Origin of the sequence: Xanthobacter autotrophicus, from assembly GCF_030015065.1 — a bacterium.
Classification (GTDB): Bacteria; Pseudomonadota; Alphaproteobacteria; order Rhizobiales; family Xanthobacteraceae; genus Xanthobacter; species Xanthobacter autotrophicus_D.
Window position 1 is genome coordinate 1 of sequence record NZ_JAIVFN010000101.1, and the last position, 16,878, is coordinate 16,878.

Consider the following 16,878-nt stretch of genomic DNA (forward strand, 5'->3'; position numbering starts at 1 on the left):
GGTGGGCGTGGTGCAGTTCATCAAGGGCGCGTGGCAGACCGGGGAGCAGGAGGCCTTCGCCGCGTTCGGCGACAAGGTGGTCTGGCACACCATGGGCGAGGGCTTCACCTGGGAGACGCAGGACCTCGCCCGCGACCGCGCCGCCGCTGCCCGCGCCTTCGCCAAGGTGCGCGAACTGATGGAAGACGAGACCATCGCCCTCCTCGTCCTCGACGAACTGAACATCGCCCTGCGCTACGACTATCTCGACCTTGCCGAGGTGGTGTCCGCGCTCACGGCCCGCCGCCCCGGCCTCCACGTGGTGGTGACGGGGCGTAACGCCAAGCCGGAGCTGATCGCGGCGGCGGATCTCGTCACCGAGATGGGGCTGGTGAAGCATCATTTTGCGGCCGGGGTGAAGGCCCAGGCCGGCATAGAGTTCTGATCCCATGGCGCGCGCGCTGATGTTCCAGGGCACCGGGTCGGACGTGGGCAAATCGCTGCTCGTGGCGGGACTGGCGCGCGCCTTCACCCTGCGCGGGCTGAAGGTGCGTCCCTTCAAGCCGCAGAACATGTCCAACAACGCCGCCGTCACCGCCGATGGCGGCGAGATCGGCCGGGCGCAGGCGCTGCAGGCGCGGGCGGCGCGGGTACCCCTCAGCGTCCACATGAACCCGGTGCTGCTGAAGCCGCAGGGCGAGACCGGCGCGCAGGTGGTGGTGCAGGGCCGCGTCTACGGCACAGCCAAGGCGGCGGCCTACCAGGGCATGAAACCGTCTCTGCTGCCCTTCGTGCTGGAGAGCTTCGGCCGCCTGAAGGACGAGGCCGACCTGGTGCTGGTGGAGGGCGCGGGCAGCGCCTCGGAGGTCAATTTGCGGGCCGGCGACATCGCCAACATGGGCTTTGCCCGCGCTGCTGGCGTGCCGGTGGTGGTCATCGGCGATATCGACCGGGGCGGCGTTATCGCCGCCCTCGTGGGAACGAAGACGGTGGTCGATCCCGCCGACGCGGCCCTCATCTGCGGCTTCATCGTCAACCGCTTCCGGGGTGACCCGAGCCTGTTCGCCGCCGGCATGGAGACGATCGCGCGCCACACCGGCTGGGCGGCGCTGGGGCTGGTGCCCCATTTCGGTGAGGCCATCCGCCTGCCGGCCGAAGACGCGCTGGCGCTTGTCGCCCCGCCCGCGGCGAAGCCGGGGGCTGGGATCAGGATCTGCGTGCCCATCCTGCCCCACGTCTCCAATTTCGACGACCTCGACCCGCTGGACGCCGAGCCTTCCGTGGAGGTGCGCCGCATCCGCCCCCACGAGACGCTGCCGGTGGATACCGACCTCGTGCTGCTCATCGGCTCGAAGGCCACCATCGCGGACCTCGCCGCGCTCAAGGCGGGAGGGCTCCACCACGACATCCTCGCCTTCGCCCGGCGCGGCGGCCATGTGATGGGCCTGTGCGGCGGCTACCAGATGCTGGGCGAGACCATCGCCGATCCCGACGGCATCGAGGGCGAGGCGAAGATCGCCCGCGGCCTCGGCCTGCTCAAGGTTCACACCGTGCTGTCGCCGGACAAGCGATTGGTGGAGGTGAAGGGCGTGGCCCGAGATTCCGCCGTCGCCACTCCATTTGCCGGCTACGAGATGCATATGGGCGTCACCGCCGGCGCAGATGCGGGGCGGCCCTTCGCCGTGCTCTCCGATGGCCGGCCGGATGGCGCCCGGTCCGCCTGCGGCCGGGTGTCCGGCACCTATGTGCACGGCCTGTTCGCCTCCGACGCCTTCCGTAGCGGCCTGCTCGGCGCGCTGGGTGGGGCGCCGTCGCAGGCGGCCTATGAGCAGGGGGTGGAGGAGACGCTGGATCGTCTCGCCGCCCACCTCGCCGCCCATCTGGACCTCGACCGGCTGCTCAGCCTCGCCAGATGAAGGTCGCCGCCGCCCCGGCGAGCACCAGCAGCACCATCAGCGCATCCGCCCGCCGATAGAGCCGCAGCGCGGCGCGAACGTCATCCGCCGTCGCCTCCCGCCTTCCGTCGCCCATATAGGCGTCTTCGGTGAAGACACCGGCATAGACCTTGGGTCCGTTCAGCTTCAGCCCCAGCGCGCCGGCCATGGCGGCCTCCGACCAGCCGGCATTGGGGGAACGGTGGCGCGGCGCGTCCCGCAGCATGGCCCGGTGTGCGGCGCGGGTGTCGGCGCCGGGGGTGAGCGCCGCAGCCGCGATCAGCAGCATGCCGGCGAGGCGCGAGGCGGGCAGGTTCACATAGTCGTCGGCGCGCGCGGCAGCCCAGCCGAAGGCGGCATGGCGCTCGGTGAGGTGGCCGATCATGCTGTCGGCGGTGTTGAGCGCCTTGTAGGCGGCGCCCCCGGCCAGCCCGCCCACGCACATCCACAGGGTCGGCGCCACCACGCCATCGGAAAAATTCTCGGCGAGGCTCTCGATGGCGGCGCGGGCGACGCCGGCCTCGTCGAGGGTCTGCGGGTCGCGCCCGACGATGTGGCTCACCGCCGTGCGTGCCGCCTCCAGGCTGCCGCCCTCCAGCGCCTCCGCCACCCGCGCCACATGCCAGTGCAGCGAGCGCTGGGCGATGAGCGTGGAGCCGATGAGGCCGAGCACGACCAGGCCGAAGGGCAGGGGGCGCAGCAGCGCCTCCAGAAGCGCGGCCGGCGCGGCGGCGGCAGCGAGGATCACGCCCACGGCCACCACGCCGAGCAGCCTGCGGGTCGTCGCGCCGAGGCCGGGACGGTTCAGGGCGTGATCGAGGACGACGATCAGGCGGCCGATCCAGATCACCGGATGGCCGATGCGGCGGACCATGGCCGCCGGATAGCCGACGACGGCTTCCAGAAGCACGGCCAGCGCCGCCAGGTCGAACGCCATCAATGCCTCCCCCCGCCCCATTCCGCGCCACGGCCAGATCACGTTAGAACCGGATTCCCGCAACAGGTCGAGGGGGCCGCGGTTTTGACCAAAATCCGCCCGTCCGCGCCGGCACGGCCATGATTGCTGTGTGACTTTACGCTGTTACCGCAATGCAGCAAAGAGTCTTCGCACTGCGCGAATACGTGTGCTAAACTTTGGTATTGAGCGTCCCCATGGGGGTGACGTGGCAGGTGTCAGGCTGCGATCATGGCAATGCTGAAGCTCCGCCCGGTCCCGGCGACAGGTGGCTCCATCGCCCCTGCCACGGTGCGGCTGCCTGCGCACAAGCGTGTCTATGCTATCGGCGATATCCACGGTCACATCGATCTTCTGCTACACCTGCAAAAGGCGATCGACGCCGACATGGCGGCCCATCCGGGCCCGGACTGCATCGAGGTCTATCTCGGCGACTACGTGGATCGCGGCCCCAATTCGGCGGCCGTTCTCGATGCGCTGATCGCCCGCCAGGCCAGCCGCGAGGTCGTCTGCCTCAGCGGCAACCACGAGGCGGTGATGATCGAGGCCCTCCTCTCGCGCGAAGGGTTCGCGCGCTGGATGAAGATGGGTGGGCTGGAGACGGTTTTCTCCTATCTGGGCCACCGCCGCACGCTGGACGAGGGCACGCTGTGGAGCCAGTGGCGCGCGGCGGTCGCGCCGGCGCACCTGGCGTTCCTCAACCGGCTGTCCAGCCATTTCGTCTGCGGCGACTACCTCTTCGTCCATGCCGGCCTGCGTCCCGGCGTGCCGCTGGAGGAGCAGAGCCCCGCGGACATGATGTGGATCCGGCGCGAATTCCTCGACTGCCCCGACTGGCTGGGCCATTGCGTGGTGCATGGGCATACCCCCACCCGGGAGCCCGAGGTGCTGCCCAACCGGATTAACATCGACACCGGCGCCTATGCCTCGGGGCATCTCACCTGCCTGGTGCTCGAAGGTGCGGACTGTTTCCAGATCACTACTTAAGGTACCAGAGGACCGTCACCGGCGGCCGCATTCAAAGGTATCATATTGTCGCAAATTGCGATTCCGGCCCGGCTTCTTTTTTGTTGCTGCAATGCCACACGAAGTTCGGAAAATCGTTGCTCCGGATACGATTCAAGCCACTGGAGATAGGCCGCCGCTGAGCCTCCATGGTAGGGAAACGAGGCGACGTTGTATGGGGGTGAAGGCCAGTGTTCCTAGTCCGAAAGAGTTGGTTCGACCGCCTTCGCTTCGCAGGCTGCGTCGCCATCGCTGCAGCCCTGGGCGGCTGTAATTTTCTTCCGGCTTCGGGCCCCTACAGCGCAGAGGTGCGCAATCCGCAGACTCAGGACACGGACGGCGTCGGCTACAAGCTGGTGCCCATGACCATCGACGTGGTGCGGGTCCTCGCCACCACCGACAGCGAGGGGCTGATCGGCACCTTCCGCAATGACCGCAGGCCCATTCCGAACGTGAAGATCGGCGTTGGCGACCAGGTCGGCGTGTCCATCTTCGAGGCCTCCTCCGGCGGCCTGTTCATTCCTGCGGAAGCCGCCTCGCGCGCCGGCAATTTTGTCGATATCCCCGATCAGACCGTGGACCCGAACGGCTTCATCTCGGTGCCCTATGCAGGGCAGGTGAAGGCGGCGGGGCTGATGCCGTCGCAGGTGGAAAAGGAAATCGTCGATCGGCTGCGCAACCGCGCCATCGAGCCCCAGGCGGTGGTCACCGTGAAGACCCAGCGCTCCAACGCCGTGACCGTGATCGGCGAGGTGGAGACCCCCGTGCGCTTCCCGCTCACCTCCGCGGGCGAGCGCATTCTGGACGCCGTCAGCCGTGGCGGCATGGCGCAGGCCAAGGGCTACGACCTGTTCGTCACGCTCCAGCGCGGCCACCGCGAGGCGACCATCAGCTTCAACCGCCTCGTCCGCGAGCCCGCCAACAATGTCTATCTGCAGCCGGACGACACCATCTACGTGTTCAGCCGTCCGCGGACCTTCCTGGCCTTCGGCGCCAGCGGCAAGCAGGGCCAGTTCAACTTCGGCAACGATTCCATCAGCCTCAGCGAGGCCGCGGCCAAGGCCGAAGGCCTGCTGGACCAGCAGGCGGACCCGCAGTCCGTCTTCCTGTTCCGCATCGAGAACCGCTCCACGCTGGAGCGGATGGGCGTGGACGTGTCCAACCTCCCCGACAAGCGGATCCCGACCATCTACACGGTCAATTTCCGCGAGCCGACCGGCTACCTCATGGCCACCAAGGTGCCCATGCGGGACAAGGACATCATCTATATCGGCAATGCCGCGTCGGTGGAGCTGACCAAGTTCCTCAACCTGGTGCTGCTGGGCGCCACCGCGGTCCGCGAGATCACGGAAGCCAACACCAACGTCTATGGCGTGAACTGAGGATCGCCCCTCGGGGCGGTTTCCTTCGGGCAAGGCCGCGCCTTCCGGGCGCGGCCTTTCGCGTTCTCACGGCCGTGCCGTCCGGCTTTGCGCGCGAGCGGGGCTCTCCGCTATGGTGGAGCATGCGCCGCGCAGGGGCGGCCCATGCGGGCACGCGGCAGGGCGCGGGTGTCGGGCGCGGAGCGGGGGAGAGAGCCTGAATGTTCATCGCCTTCTTCGAGGCGCTCAAGGCCGCCGGCGTGCCGGTTTCCGTGCGTGAGTATCTCACGCTGATGGAGGCCATGGACCGCGACGTGGCCGGCCGGCAGGTGGATGCCTTCTATTATCTCGCCCGCGCCAGCCTCGTGAAGGACGAGCGCCACCTCGACCGTTTCGACCAGGTCTTCGGCCGCTGCTTCAAGGGCCTGGAAGGCGCGCTGGGGGAGGAGGGCCACTCCATCCCCGGGGACTGGCTGAGGAAGCTCACGGAGAAGCATCTCACCGAGGAAGAGAAGGCCCAGATCGAGGCGCTGGGCGGGCTCGACAAGCTGCTGGAGACGCTGAAACAGCGACTGGAGGAGCAGAAGGGGCGCCACCAGGGCGGCTCCAAGTGGATCGGCACCGGCGGCACCTCCCCCTTCGGCGCCTATGGCTACAATCCGGAGGGCGTGCGCATCGGCCAGGAGGGCAACCGCAACTTCCGTGCGGTGAAGGTCTGGGACAAGCGCGACTTCAAGGATCTCGACGATACGGTCGAGCTCGGCACCCGCAACATCAAGGTGGCGCTGCGCCGCCTGCGCAAGTTCGCCCGCATCGGCGCGGCGGAGGAACTGGACCTCGACGGCACCATCCGCGAGACCGCCCGCCAGGGCTGGCTCGACGTGCGCCTGCGCCCGGAGCGGCGCAATGCGGTAAAGGTGCTGCTGTTCCTCGACGTGGGCGGCTCCATGGACTGGCACGTGGCCCAGGTGGAGGAGCTGTTCTCCGCCGCCCGTGCCGAGTTCAAGCACCTCGAGCACTTCTACTTCCACAACTGCGTCTATGAGGGGGTCTGGAAATCCAACGCCCGCCGTGCCACCGAGCGCATCCCCCTGTTCGACGTGCTGCACACCTATCCCCACGACTACAAGTTGATCTTCGTGGGTGATGCGTCCATGAGCCCGTATGAAATTACCTATGCCAATGGCTCGGTGGAGCACAACAATGCCGAGCCGGGCAAGGTCTGGCTGGAGCGCCTGACCACCACCTATCCCAAGGCGGCGTGGCTCAATCCGGTACCGGAGGCGCACTGGGGCTATACGGACTCCATCCGCCTCGTGCGCCACCTCATGGAGGGGCGCATGTTCCCGCTGACCGTCGAGGGCATCGACGCCGCCATGCGGGAGCTGACGTGAGCGGGGCAGAAGAGGGTGCCACCTATGCCTGCTTCCCGCGCCTCGGCGGCGCCGGCGTGCGGCTGCAACTCGTGTCCGCCGGGCTGGAGTTCGCGGTGGGGCCGCGCGAGGGCTACCTTGCGCTCGCCGACATTTCCGCGGTCACGCTGCGTTTCCTGCCGGCCAAGTTCGCGGCGGCGGCCTTCGAGATCGAGATTTCCGGCCGCGACGGCACCCGCCTGAAGACGGCGTCCGCCTCGCGCATCTCGCTGACCGGGGTCCGGGACCAGGGGCCGGACTATGCCGCCTTCGTCCGGGCCCTGCATGCGGCGCTGGCCGCGAGGGGAAGCGCGGCGCACTTCCGCGGCGGCTATGCGCGGTGGCGCTTCATCCTGATGGTGACGGTGGGGGCGCTCGCGCTGGCGGGGCTTCTGACGGTGCTCGGCTTCGCCCTCTTGGAGCGGCAATGGAGCTTCGCGCTGTTTTTGGGCGCCATGGGGGCTTTCGTGGTCTGGCCCACAGCCGAGACGATCTGGCGCAACCGCCCGCTGCGCTACACGCCCGACCGGATCCCGCCGCACCTATTGCCGGCGTGAGGCGGCGGCCTCTTCCTCCTCCGCCTTGCGCAGCAGGCCGCTCGCCACGTCCGCGAGGCGCGGCGCGGGCAGGGCGGTGAAGGGCAGGGGGCGGGTGACGGCAATGGCCGCCAGCCCAAGCCGCGCCGTCAGCAGCCCGTTCACCACCCCTTCGCCGAGCCGCGCCGACAGCCGCGCGGCCAGCCCCTGGCCGACGATCTGCTGCACCAAGGTGTCGCCGGCCGCCATGCCGCCGGTGACGGCGAGGTGGCCGAGCACGTGCCGCACCAGCCGCACCGTGCCGAGCGTGCCGGGACGCCCGCCATAGAGCCGGGCGAGGCGGCGCATGAGCGTAACCGCGCTGTAGAGCACAAAGGCGAGGTCCATCACCGCCCGCGGCGACACCGCGGTGACCACCGAGACGTTGCGCGCCGCGTCCGACACCATCTGCCGGGCGCGGGAATCGAGGCCCGCGAGCAGCGTGCGCTCGGCGAGGTGCATCAGGTCCGCCCCGTCGATGATTCCGGACATGTGCCCTTCGAGATCCGTCCGTGCCCGGGCGAGGCTGGGCGTCTCCGCGGACAGGCGCAGCACGTCCCGCACCACGGATTCGGCCAGGGTGCGGTCATCCTCGGCCAGGGCCTTCTCGGCGCGGGCGCGGATGTCGTCCAGCCTGGTCAGCCGCGCCAGGCCGGCAATCTCCCGCGCCAGGATGGCGACGAGCGCGGCCAGCAGCGTGGCGGTGAAGGCAAGTCCCACATAGCCGAGCCACTCGGCCCGGGCGAACAGGTCGCCGATCAGCTGGCTGAGGCCCACATAGGCCATGAGGCTGAGCACGCCGCCCAGCGCCGACCAGAACAGCCCGGCGAGGGACATGCCCCAGGCGCGGCGCGGCTCCGGAGCCGGCACCGGCGGGGGAAAGGCCGGTTCCGCCGGCTCCGGCGGCGCCATGGTGATGGCGGCTTCGTCGAGGCGGAAGACCTGGGGCCGGCGGGGGGAGGTGCGCTCATCGCTCATGGGTCATCAGATGTCGCTGAAGTGAGGCGGGCGCAAGCCCCCGCGCATCCGCCGCTCACAAGGCGGGGAGCGCGGCGAAGTGTGGCTTGCCCGAACGGGCCCGGCGGCCCATGAGGCAACGGCAATGCGAGACGGTGCGGCGAGGGGACGCCCGCCCGCCCGTCGATGGATGCGCGAAACCGGAGCTGCGACGAAGACCCATGGCCGACGTGACCCTGCCCGCCGCCTTCCTCGCCGGCCTCGTGAGCTTCGTTTCCCCCTGCGTGCTCCCGCTGGTGCCGCCCTATCTGTGCTTCCTCGGCGGCAGCACGCTGGACGACCTCGCCGGCGACGAGCCGGTGAAGGAGGTGGGGCGCCGCGCCATGGTGGGCGCCATGCTGTTCGTGGCCGGCTTCAGCGTGGTGTTCGTGGCGCTGGGGGCGGGGGCCTCAGCCATCGGCGACCTGCTGCGGGCCCATCTCGATGTGCTCTCCATCATCGCCGGCCTCGCCATCATCGTGATGGGGCTGAACTTCCTCGGCGTGTTCCGAATCCATCTGCTGCACCGCACGGCACGCGCCCATGTGCACGAGCCGACCGGAATCTGGGGGGCCTTCGTGATGGGGCTGGCCTTCGCGTTCGGCTGGACGCCGTGCCTCGGCCCGGTGCTGGGCGCCATCCTGGCGGTGGCGGGTTCGGAGGCGACGGTCTCCAAGGGCGCGGGGCTGCTCGCCATCTATTCGCTGGGGCTCGGCGTGCCCTTCCTTCTGGCGGCCGTCGCGGTGCGGCCGTTCCTGAAGAGCCTCGTCCACATGCGCAAGCTCCTGCCGGTGGTGGAGAAGGCCATGGGCGCCCTGCTGGTGCTCACCGGCATCGCCTTCATGTCCGGCTGGATCGCCCATGCCAGCTACTGGCTCATCGAGACCTTCCCGTCCCTCTCCACCCTGGGGTAGGCGGCGGCTCCACATTTTCCACGTTCGGGCGGGGGCAAAGGCCACCGCGCCGTTGCGCCGTGCCGGGCCTTCCGGAATACTCCGCGCCCGATCGCATGGAGAGCCGGATCCGACTCTCCAATTCAAGAAGGAGAGTGCGTGATCCGATGAGCCTGCCATGCATGCTGGTCGGCACGCGCTCCGCGCAGCCAAGAGGCGCCGTTTCTCCCATGAAGATCACCTGGTTCGGCCACGCCGCGTTCCGCCTCGATTTCGCGGACAAGGCGGTGCTCATCGACCCCTTCTTCACCGGCAATCCCCGCTTCAACTCCACCGTGGAGGAGGCCGCCCGCGGGGTGACGCACATCCTGCTCACCCACGGCCATTCCGACCATGTGGGGGACACCCTCTCCCTGGTGGAGGATGCGGCGGACGCGAGCCGGACCCTGCCGGTGGTGACCAATCCGGAGGTCTGCGCCTACCTTTCCGCCAAGGGCGCCGGCAATGCCCCGCAGATGATGAACACCGGTGGCACGCTGGATTGCGGCGGCTTCACCGTGACCATGGTGCGCGCCGACCATTCCTCGGGCGGGCCGGGCAGCCCTTCCGAATATCTCGGCAATCCCACCGGCCTCATCATCCGGGCGCCGGGCGAGCCCACCGTCTGGCACATGGGCGACACCGACATCTTTTCCGACATGGCGCTGATGTGCGAAATCCACCGGCCCAAGGTGGTCTTCATCCCCATCGGCGACCGCTTCACCATGGGCCCCGCCGTGGCGGCGCTGGCGGTAAAGCGCTTCCTGCCGGGGGTGGAGGTGGTGGTGCCATGCCATTACGGCACCTTCCCCATCCTGGTGCAGGACGCCTCCTTCTTCGTGCAGGCGCTGGCGGACCACCCGGTGAAGGTGGTGGTGCCCGGCCCCGGCGGATCGTTCGACGCCAACATCACGCCGTCATCATAGGCGGTTGCGTCGGGCGGTGCGGACGGCTACGCCTTCCGCCCCAGGAGGAGCGCCTCTTGAGGCGCCCCCCGCCGCTCCAAGAGGGGTGCCCGGAGTGGCGCCCCCTATGAGGACCCCCAAGGACCGCCCCATGAGGTCAAGCGCCATGACGAGCGCAGCATGAGCGCCCACACGCCCCGCACCGCCATCTATGGCGGCTCGTTCGATCCGTTGACCAACGGCCATCTGGACGTGGTGCGCTCCGCCTGCCGCCTCGCCGACCGGCTGGTGCTGGCGGTGGGCATCCATCCCGGCAAGGCGCCGCTGTTTTCGGCCGAGGAGCGGCTGGACATGCTCACCGCCGTGTGCCGGCCCATCGCGGCGCAGGAGAATGCGACGCTGGAGGCCATCACCTTCGATGACCTGGTCGTTGCCACCGCCCAGCGGCTCGGCGCGACGCTGCTCATCCGGGGGCTGCGCGACGGCACGGACCTCGACTACGAGATGCAGATGGCGGGGATGAACGGGGTGCTCGCCCCCGACATCCAGACCGTGTTCCTGCCCGCCTCGCCGCGGGTACGCCCCATCACCGCCACGCTGGTGCGGCAGATCGCGGCCATGGGCGGGGACGTTTCCGCCTTCGTGCCGGCCGAAGTGCTGGCGCGCCTCAAGGACAAGTTCCCGCGTTGAGCGGCGCATCCGGCGCCCACCCATCCGCCCCGACCGGGGCCGTTCGCAGGAGATCTTCATGACGCGTCTTTTGGGCCGCTTTCTCGCCGCTGCCCTGCTCGCTTTCGCCGTTGCGCTGCCGGCCCAGGCCCAGACGAAGGGCGACCCGCAGAACACTCTTTATCTCGACACGCCCTATGGCCGCGTGGTGATCCAGCTGCGCCCGGACCTCGCGCCCAAGCATGTGGAGCGCATGAAGACGCTGACCCGCGAGGGCTTCTATAACAACGTGCCGTTCCACCGCGTCATCGACGGCTTCATGGCGCAGACCGGTGACGGCCAGTACGGCAACGGTACCGGCGGCTCCAAGTATCCCAACCTGCCGGCGGAATTCTCCTCCGTGCCGTTCAAGCGCGGTGTGGTGGGCATGGCGCGGGCCTCCTCGCCCGACAGCGCCAACTCCCAGTTCTTCATCATGTTCGACGAAACCCCCAGCCTGAACAACCAGTACACCGTGGTGGGCCAGGTGGTGTCGGGCATGGAGTTCGTGGACAAGATCAAGAAGGGCTCGGCCTCGGGCAACGGCGTGGTGTCCGGTCCCGACCGCATCGTGAAGATGCAGGTGGCGGCGGACGCCAAGTGATTTGGTTGACGTGATTTTGTGCCGTGTCGGTCGGTCCAGCCGGTCGGCACGGCTTTCTTGAGCCTCGGCGCAGCCGGGCGGACGCGGCGGCCGGACCTCTCCGGCGCCGCCTCGAAAGGATGAGATCCATGAGTGATGAAGTTCTGGTCCTCGAGACCACCAAGGGGCCGGTGACCATCGCGTTCCGTCCCGACCTCGCCCCCGGCCACGTGGCCCGCATCAAGGAGCTGGTGTCCACCGGCTTCTATGACGGCGTGCCGTTCCACCGCGTCATCGACGGCTTCATGGCGCAGACCGGCGATCCCACCGGGACCGGCATGGGCGGCTCGGGCCAGAAGCTGAAGGCTGAGTTCAACCGCCAGCCCCACGTGCGCGGCACCTGTTCCATGGCGCGCGCGCAGAACCCCGATTCCGGCGACAGCCAGTTCTTCATCTGCTTCGGCGACGCCCGCTTCCTCGACGGCCAGTACACGGTGTGGGGCGAGGTGATCTCGGGCATGGAGAATGTGGACCTGATCAAGCGCGGCGAGCCCGTGAAGGATCCCGACAAGATCGTCTCGGCCAAGCTCGCCCCCAAGGCGGCGTGAGCCGCAGGACGGCACAGGTACCGGCGTGAGCCGCCGGACGGCATAGGTACCGGCGTGAGCCGCAGGACGGCATAGGTGCCGACCTCGGCTCGCAGGTTGAAAAAAGAAAGGGCGCCCCACCGAGGGGCGCCCTTTCTTTTCACCGTCCGCGACCGTCTGAGCGCCCGCGTCACACCTCGGTGAGGTGGCGTGCGCGCATGTCCTTCAGGTAAGGCGGACGCGGGATGGAGGCGTGGGCGGCCCGCAGGGCGGCGGACCAGCGCTCGCGCAGATCGTGGAAATAGGGCTCGCCGGGCTCGATCCGATAGACCAGCTCCGAATGGAGCGTATCCGGCGTCACCACCATCACGTCGATGGGCAGGCCCACGCCGAGATTGGAGCGCATGGTGGAATCCATGGAGATGAGGCTGGCCTTTAGCGCCTCGGCGATCTCCATGTCGTAGTTCACGGCCCGGTCGAGCACCGGCTTGCCGTATTTGTGCTCGCCGATCTGCAGGAACGGCGTGTCCTGCGTGCATTCGATGAAATTTCCGGCCGAGTAGATCATGTAGAGGCGCAGGCTGTCGCCCGCGATCTGGCCACCGAGCAGGAACGACACCTCGAAACTGATGCTGCTCTGCTCCATGAAGGCGCCGTTGACCTTGTGCACCTGCCGGATGGCGGTACCCACCAGCTGGGCGGCCTGGAACATGGTGCGGCAGTCGCGCAGCTGGTGACGCTCGCCGGCCTCGTGATCCTCCACGCCTTCCCTGAGCAGGCTCACCACCGACTGGGACACCGAGAGGTTGCCCGCGGTGGCGAGGCCGAGCACATGGTGGCCGGGCTCCTCGAAGATGTGGAGCTTGCGGAATGTGGAGATGTTGTCGAGGCCCGCATTGGTCCGGGTGTCGGCGATCAGCACCAACCCATCCCGCACCAGAACCCCACAGCAATAGGTCATCGCAAACCCCCGTTTCGCGGCGCGACTATAGCGACCGGGCGCGGGACCGGGCAACGGCGCGATGATACGCCGGCAAACGGGGATGCGAGGTGTGTCCCATTACCCTCAGTTCCGCGTCGCTCAATCCTGCTCGTCTTCCCGGCAGCGGCGGAAGGGGCCGAGATCCGTGAGCACCGCCGCGTCTTCCTCCACATAGGCGCGCTCGCGCTCGAGATATTGCGCCACCGCCCCCTTGAGGCCGGGATGGACGATATAGTGGGCGGAATAGGTGGTGACCGGCAAATAACCGCGCGCGAGCTTGTGCTCGCCCTGGGCGCCGGCCTCCACCACCTTGAGGCCGCGGGCGATGGCGAAGTCGATGGCCTGATGATAGCAGACCTCGAAATGCAGGAAGGGATGTTGCTCCACGGCGCCCCAGTAGCGCCCGTACAGCGTTTCCGCCCCGATGAAGTTGAGCGCCCCGGCGATGTAGCGCCCGTCGCGCCGCGCCATCACCAACAGGATGTCCTGCGGCATGCGCTCGGCCAGCAGCGAGAACAGCTCGCGGTTGAGATAGGGCGTGCCCCATTTGCGGCCGCCGGTATCGAGATAAAACATGAAAAAGGAATCGAGTGCCTCGTCGGTCAGGTCGGCGCCGGTTACCCACTCGATGGTGATTCCGTTGGCCAGCGCCTCGCGCCGCTCCTTCTTCAGTGCCTTGCGCTTGCGCGAGGCGAGCTCGGCGAGGAAGTCGTCATAGGTGGCGTAACCGGCATTGGTCCAGTGGAACTGCCGGTCGGTGCGCTGGAGGAAGCCGAGCTGCGACAGCCCTTCCCACTCCGCCTGGGTGGCGAAGGTGACGTGGGCCGAGGATGCCCCGCGCAGGCGCACCAGCTCCTTCAGCCCGGCGGTGAGGGCGGGCCAGCCCACCGGATCCTCGGGGTCCTTGAGCAGCAGGCGGCGTCCGGTCACGGGCGTGAACGGCACCGCCACCTGGACCTTGGGGTAATAGTCGCCGCCGGCGCGGCCATAGGCGTCGGCCCAGCCCTGGTCGAAGACATATTCGCCGCGCGAATGGGATTTCAGATAGGCCGGCATCACCGCGGCCGGAGTGCCGTCCGGTCCGTCGAGCACCAGATGCTGCGGCAGCCAGCCGGTGCGGGCGGCGGCGCAGCCGGAGCTTTCCAGCGCGGAGAGGAAGGCATGGGACAGAAACGGCTCCGGCCGCGCCGCCCCGCCGGCGGCGCAGGCGTCCCAATCGGCCGGCTTGATTTCGGTGAGGGCTGGCAGGATGCGGATGCGAGCTTCGGGCATCCCGCTAATTTGTGCGTTGCATCACACGCTGCCCACCGCGACAGGACGCCGCAGGCTGCGCTTACGCAGGGGCAAGGGTCATCGCGGGTCCCGGATGTGATGCGCGTGCCGGCTCAAGGCCGGAAGCCCTCGAACACGATCTGATCGGCAAGGCGTGCGGCGCGGGCGCGCTGGTCCGGGGTGCGCACGGTCCAGGCCAGCACCGGCATCCCGACCGCCCGAAGCAGGCGCACCGCCGGCTGGTCGAGGTCGGCGACGCGGTAGTTCACGAACTGGAAGCGCGAGCGCGGCCAGTGGAGCATGTTCGCGAGGACGAAGCCGCGGGAAGGGCCGATGTCCGGCCATTCCGGTCCGTAATGGCGTTCGGCCACGATGCCCCGCGCCACGGCGGGGGCGCGGGCACGCACCGCCTCCAGCATCTGCGGATCGAACGACATGAGCGCCGCCGGGCCCTTGTAGGCCGCCACCAGATCCGTCGCGCGGGCGGCGAGGCGGGTGTCCCCGGCAAAGGTGCTCTTGATCTCGATGACGAGTGGTACCCGTCCTGCCACCCGCTCCAGAAGCTGGGGCAGGGTGAGGATCGGGTCGCCGGTGCCACGGAAGACGATGGCGCCCAGCTCCGCCGCCGGGCGGGCGGCCAGCGGGCCGCGCGCGTCGGTGAGGCGATCGAGGGTGAAGTCGTGGAACACCATGGCCTCGCCGTCGGCGCTGGCCTGCAGGTCCAGCTCGATGGCGTAGCCGGCGGCGATGGCCGCATCCATCGCCGGGCCGGCATTCTCGATGATGCCGCGGGCCGCGTCATGCAGTCCGCGATGGGCGACCGGACGCGCCGTCAGCCAGCTCAGGTCGCCCATTCCTGCGTTCCGCCCTTTGGCCTCACGCCACTTCCACGATGGCTTCCACTTCCACCGCCGCATCGAAGGGGAGGCCGGCGACGCCCACGGCGGAACGCGCGTGGCGGCCCTTGTCGCCGAGCACCTCCACGAACAGGTCGGAGCAGCCGTTGACCACCTTGGGCTGGTCCGCGAAGTCGGGCGCCGAGTTCACGAAAGCGACGAGCTTCACCACCCGCACCACCTTTTCGAGGTCGCCGACGGCGGCCTTCACCTGGGCCAGGATGTTGATGGCGCAAAGCTTCGCGGCCTCGCGGCCGGTTTCGATCTCGACGCCCGCGCCGAGCTTTCCGGCCACGATCTTGCCGGCGCCGTCGATGGAGATCTGGCCGGAGACGAACAGCAGGTTGCCGGTGCGCACCACGGGGACATAATTGGCGAGCGGCGGGGTCGGGGTCGGCAGGGCGATTCCGAGTTCGGCGAGCCTGGCGTCGATGGGCGAGGTCATGAAGGTCTCCTGTCCCGTGGAGCGCTTTTGCCACACGGTGTGCGCAATTGGACCTTCCTCTTCGCCGAACCGCAGCGCCCGTGCAAGCCGGCGCGGTGGCGCAAGGGGCGGCGCAATGAGGAGTCTTTGACCATGCAGTTTCGTTCGCGCCTCGCCCTTGCTGCGGCGCTCGCTGTCCTCGGTCTCGGCGTGGCGTCGGCAGGGGCCGTCCCGCTGCTGCCCCACAAGGCCACCTACCGCCTCTCCCTCGACGGCTCCAAGCCCTCGGGCCAGCTGGAGGAGATGAACGGGGAGATCCAGTACGAGATCACCGGCGACGCCTGCGCGGGCTACTCCACGCTGACGCGGCAGGAGAGCGTCGCCTCCACCGGCGAGGGCAAGCCGCTGCGCCAGGCCGTGACTTCCAGGGCGTGGGAGGACGGGGAGGCGAAGGCCTACCGCTTCCTCTCCACCTCCGACGGCGATGATGGCGACGATAAGATCGAGGCGAAGGTGGAGCGGCAGGGGCGCGACCGGCTCAGGGTCACCGTCGCCCAGCCCGAGGCCCGCACCCTGGAGCTCAAGGGCGAGATCCTCCTGCCCACCGAGCACGTGAAGCGGGTGCTCGCGGCCGCGGCCGCCGGCGAGAGCGTGTTCGAGGCGAAGGTCTATGACGGCGCCAACGACCCGGCCAAGGTCTACGAGACCCTCGCCGTGCTGGGCCGGCCGAACACCGACGAGAGCCGCGCCGCCGCCCCGGCCAAGGAGAGCCTGAAAGGCCGCACCTTCTACCCCATCACCATCAGCTATTTCGAGACCGGCGGGGTGGACCGCGCGCCGGCCTATGTGATGTCCATGCAGCTCTATGACAACGGCGTGGTGGGCAGCCTGAAGATTGATTACGGCAAGTTCGCCCTTATCGGCGCCATGTCCGCCTTCGAGGCGCTGAAGGTGTCCGATGGCTGCGCCAAATGACGACGGGTATCCGGTGACGGCGGGTTCCATCGAGAGGATGTCATGCGGTACGTCCATGTGATGCTGCGCGGGCGGGTGCAGGGCGTCGGCTACCGCGCCTGGTGCGCCTACGAGGCGGGTGCGCGGGACCTTCGGGGTTTCGTGCGCAACCGCCGCGACGGGGCGGTTGAGGCGGTGTTCGCCGGTCCCGACGCGGTGGTGGAGGCCATGCTGGCCGCCTGCCGCTCGGGCCCGCCGGGGGCGCGGGTGGACGACATGCTGGTGCACGACGCCTCCGATACGGCGCTCGCCGCCGGCGGGCGGGAGCGCTTCACGGTGCTGGAGACCCTGTAGTGTGCCCGGATGGCACATCCGCTCACGCACGGTGAACCCTCGCCCGCTTGCGGGGGAGGGGGGG

The 16,878-nt window shown here is 68.9% G+C and carries 19 protein-coding genes; 13 read left to right on the plus strand and 6 right to left on the minus strand.

Features of this window, described 5'->3' with window-relative positions:
- Positions 1 to 424, plus strand: a 424-nt coding sequence (locus K9U40_RS17500; protein ID WP_282891419.1) for a cob(I)yrinic acid a,c-diamide adenosyltransferase, incomplete at its 5' end; no start/stop codon positions are given.
- Between the two features lie 4 nt (positions 425 to 428).
- On the plus strand, positions 429 to 1,895 hold the full coding sequence (locus K9U40_RS17505) for a cobyric acid synthase (protein WP_282891420.1): 1,467 nt from the start codon (positions 429 to 431) through the stop codon (positions 1,893 to 1,895).
- Here the strand turns inward: K9U40_RS17505 and cbiB are convergent.
- Entirely contained in the window at positions 1,879 to 2,850 is a 972-nt protein-coding gene (cbiB, locus tag K9U40_RS17510) for an adenosylcobinamide-phosphate synthase CbiB (RefSeq protein WP_282891421.1), read from the minus strand. The two genes, K9U40_RS17505 and cbiB, sit on opposite strands and share 17 nt — an antisense overlap.
- Positions 2,851 to 3,105: 255 nt before the next feature.
- On the opposite strand from cbiB, the gene K9U40_RS17515 reads away from it, so the two are divergent.
- The 4 genes from K9U40_RS17515 to K9U40_RS17530 all read left to right on the plus strand — a co-directional run bounded on the left by K9U40_RS17515 (position 3,106) and on the right by K9U40_RS17530 (position 7,203).
- Positions 3,106 to 3,855: a metallophosphoesterase family protein gene (locus K9U40_RS17515; protein WP_282891422.1), complete on the plus strand. Its 750-nt coding sequence runs from the start codon at positions 3,106 to 3,108 to the stop codon at positions 3,853 to 3,855.
- A gap of 326 nt (positions 3,856 to 4,181) precedes the next feature.
- Positions 4,182 to 5,255, plus strand: coding sequence for a polysaccharide biosynthesis/export family protein (locus K9U40_RS17520; RefSeq protein WP_282891423.1), 1,074 nt, complete (start codon positions 4,182 to 4,184; stop codon positions 5,253 to 5,255).
- A 200-nt stretch (positions 5,256 to 5,455) separates the two neighbouring features.
- Positions 5,456 to 6,628, plus strand: coding sequence for a vWA domain-containing protein (locus K9U40_RS17525; protein ID WP_282891424.1), 1,173 nt, complete (start codon positions 5,456 to 5,458; stop codon positions 6,626 to 6,628).
- Positions 6,625 to 7,203 carry a hypothetical protein gene (locus K9U40_RS17530; RefSeq protein WP_282891425.1) on the plus strand — a complete coding sequence of 193 codons (579 nt, stop codon included), beginning with the start codon at positions 6,625 to 6,627 and terminating at the stop codon, positions 7,201 to 7,203. The genes K9U40_RS17525 and K9U40_RS17530 overlap by 4 nt, the downstream gene beginning before the upstream one ends.
- Here K9U40_RS17530 and K9U40_RS17535 read toward each other — a convergent pair.
- Positions 7,189 to 8,199 (minus strand): YcjF family protein, encoded by a 1,011-nt coding sequence (locus K9U40_RS17535; RefSeq protein ID WP_282891426.1) that lies wholly within the window; start codon positions 8,197 to 8,199, stop codon positions 7,189 to 7,191. The two genes, K9U40_RS17530 and K9U40_RS17535, sit on opposite strands and share 15 nt — an antisense overlap.
- Positions 8,200 to 8,399: 200 nt before the next feature.
- On the opposite strand from K9U40_RS17535, the gene K9U40_RS17540 reads away from it, so the two are divergent.
- From K9U40_RS17540 to K9U40_RS17560, 5 genes are all read left to right on the plus strand, one after another.
- Entirely contained in the window at positions 8,400 to 9,131 is a 732-nt protein-coding gene (locus tag K9U40_RS17540) for a cytochrome c biogenesis CcdA family protein (protein ID WP_282891427.1), read from the plus strand.
- Positions 9,132 to 9,340: 209 nt separating this feature from the next.
- A complete protein-coding gene (locus tag K9U40_RS17545; RefSeq protein WP_282891428.1) occupies positions 9,341 to 10,075 on the plus strand; it encodes a metal-dependent hydrolase in 735 nt (244 codons plus the stop codon).
- A 159-nt stretch (positions 10,076 to 10,234) separates the two neighbouring features.
- Positions 10,235 to 10,744 (plus strand): pantetheine-phosphate adenylyltransferase, encoded by a 510-nt coding sequence (gene coaD / locus K9U40_RS17550; protein WP_282891429.1) that lies wholly within the window; start codon positions 10,235 to 10,237, stop codon positions 10,742 to 10,744.
- A gap of 58 nt (positions 10,745 to 10,802) precedes the next feature.
- On the plus strand, positions 10,803 to 11,366 hold the full coding sequence (locus K9U40_RS17555) for a peptidylprolyl isomerase (protein WP_282891430.1): 564 nt from the start codon (positions 10,803 to 10,805) through the stop codon (positions 11,364 to 11,366).
- Positions 11,367 to 11,494: 128 nt separating this feature from the next.
- Positions 11,495 to 11,953, plus strand: a complete 459-nt coding sequence (locus tag K9U40_RS17560; protein ID WP_414114743.1) for a peptidylprolyl isomerase — start codon at positions 11,495 to 11,497, stop codon at positions 11,951 to 11,953.
- Positions 11,954 to 12,122: 169 nt separating this feature from the next.
- Here the strand turns inward: K9U40_RS17560 and K9U40_RS17565 are convergent, their stop codons facing one another.
- The 4 genes from K9U40_RS17565 to K9U40_RS17580 form a co-directional block, all read right to left on the minus strand.
- Complete coding sequence (locus K9U40_RS17565) at positions 12,123 to 12,893, minus strand: proteasome-type protease (RefSeq protein ID WP_282891432.1); 771 nt, start codon at positions 12,891 to 12,893, stop codon at positions 12,123 to 12,125.
- A gap of 120 nt (positions 12,894 to 13,013) precedes the next feature.
- The gene (locus K9U40_RS17570) at positions 13,014 to 14,186 is read right to left on the minus strand and encodes a GNAT family N-acetyltransferase (RefSeq protein WP_282891433.1); all 1,173 of its coding nucleotides are present in this window, start codon (positions 14,184 to 14,186) and stop codon (positions 13,014 to 13,016) included.
- Between the two features lie 113 nt (positions 14,187 to 14,299).
- A complete protein-coding gene (locus tag K9U40_RS17575) occupies positions 14,300 to 15,040 on the minus strand; it encodes a glycerophosphodiester phosphodiesterase family protein (protein ID WP_282891434.1) in 741 nt (246 codons plus the stop codon).
- Positions 15,041 to 15,062: 22 nt separating this feature from the next.
- Positions 15,063 to 15,527 carry a RidA family protein gene (locus K9U40_RS17580; RefSeq protein WP_282891435.1) on the minus strand — a complete coding sequence of 155 codons (465 nt, stop codon included), beginning with the start codon at positions 15,525 to 15,527 and terminating at the stop codon, positions 15,063 to 15,065.
- Positions 15,528 to 15,659: 132 nt separating this feature from the next.
- On the opposite strand from K9U40_RS17580, the gene K9U40_RS17585 reads away from it, so the two are divergent.
- Complete coding sequence (locus K9U40_RS17585) at positions 15,660 to 16,481, plus strand: cell envelope integrity EipB family protein (RefSeq protein WP_282891436.1); 822 nt, start codon at positions 15,660 to 15,662, stop codon at positions 16,479 to 16,481.
- A 42-nt stretch (positions 16,482 to 16,523) separates the two neighbouring features.
- Positions 16,524 to 16,814 (plus strand): acylphosphatase, encoded by a 291-nt coding sequence (locus K9U40_RS17590; RefSeq protein WP_282891437.1) that lies wholly within the window; start codon positions 16,524 to 16,526, stop codon positions 16,812 to 16,814.
- Positions 16,815 to 16,878 lie beyond the last annotated feature (64 nt).

Excerpts from the sequence above, each read along its gene's own strand:
- coaD (WP_282891429.1), top strand. The coding sequence starts at position 10,235 with ATGAGCGCCCACACGCCCCGCACCGCCATCTATGGCGGCTCGTTCGAT.
- K9U40_RS17525 (WP_282891424.1), top strand. The coding sequence starts at position 5,456 with ATGTTCATCGCCTTCTTCGAGGCGCTCAAGGCCGCCGGCGTGCCGGTT.
- K9U40_RS17545 (WP_282891428.1), top strand. The coding sequence starts at position 9,341 with ATGAAGATCACCTGGTTCGGCCACGCCGCGTTCCGCCTCGATTTCGCG.
- K9U40_RS17515 (WP_282891422.1), top strand. The coding sequence starts at position 3,106 with ATGCTGAAGCTCCGCCCGGTCCCGGCGACAGGTGGCTCCATCGCCCCT.
- K9U40_RS17575 (WP_282891434.1), bottom strand. The coding sequence starts at position 15,040 with ATGGGCGACCTGAGCTGGCTGACGGCGCGTCCGGTCGCCCATCGCGGA.
- K9U40_RS17585 (WP_282891436.1), top strand. The coding sequence starts at position 15,660 with ATGCAGTTTCGTTCGCGCCTCGCCCTTGCTGCGGCGCTCGCTGTCCTC.
- K9U40_RS17565 (WP_282891432.1), bottom strand. The coding sequence starts at position 12,893 with ATGACCTATTGCTGTGGGGTTCTGGTGCGGGATGGGTTGGTGCTGATC.
- K9U40_RS17540 (WP_282891427.1), top strand. The coding sequence starts at position 8,400 with ATGGCCGACGTGACCCTGCCCGCCGCCTTCCTCGCCGGCCTCGTGAGC.
- K9U40_RS17555 (WP_282891430.1), top strand. The coding sequence starts at position 10,803 with ATGACGCGTCTTTTGGGCCGCTTTCTCGCCGCTGCCCTGCTCGCTTTC.
- K9U40_RS17535 (WP_282891426.1), bottom strand. The coding sequence starts at position 8,199 with ATGAGCGATGAGCGCACCTCCCCCCGCCGGCCCCAGGTCTTCCGCCTC.
- K9U40_RS17590 (WP_282891437.1), top strand. The coding sequence starts at position 16,524 with ATGCGGTACGTCCATGTGATGCTGCGCGGGCGGGTGCAGGGCGTCGGC.
- K9U40_RS17560 (WP_414114743.1), top strand. The coding sequence starts at position 11,495 with ATGAGTGATGAAGTTCTGGTCCTCGAGACCACCAAGGGGCCGGTGACC.
- K9U40_RS17580 (WP_282891435.1), bottom strand. The coding sequence starts at position 15,527 with ATGACCTCGCCCATCGACGCCAGGCTCGCCGAACTCGGAATCGCCCTG.
- K9U40_RS17505 (WP_282891420.1), top strand. The coding sequence starts at position 429 with ATGGCGCGCGCGCTGATGTTCCAGGGCACCGGGTCGGACGTGGGCAAA.
- cbiB (WP_282891421.1), bottom strand. The coding sequence starts at position 2,850 with ATGGCGTTCGACCTGGCGGCGCTGGCCGTGCTTCTGGAAGCCGTCGTC.
- K9U40_RS17570 (WP_282891433.1), bottom strand. The coding sequence starts at position 14,186 with ATGCCCGAAGCTCGCATCCGCATCCTGCCAGCCCTCACCGAAATCAAG.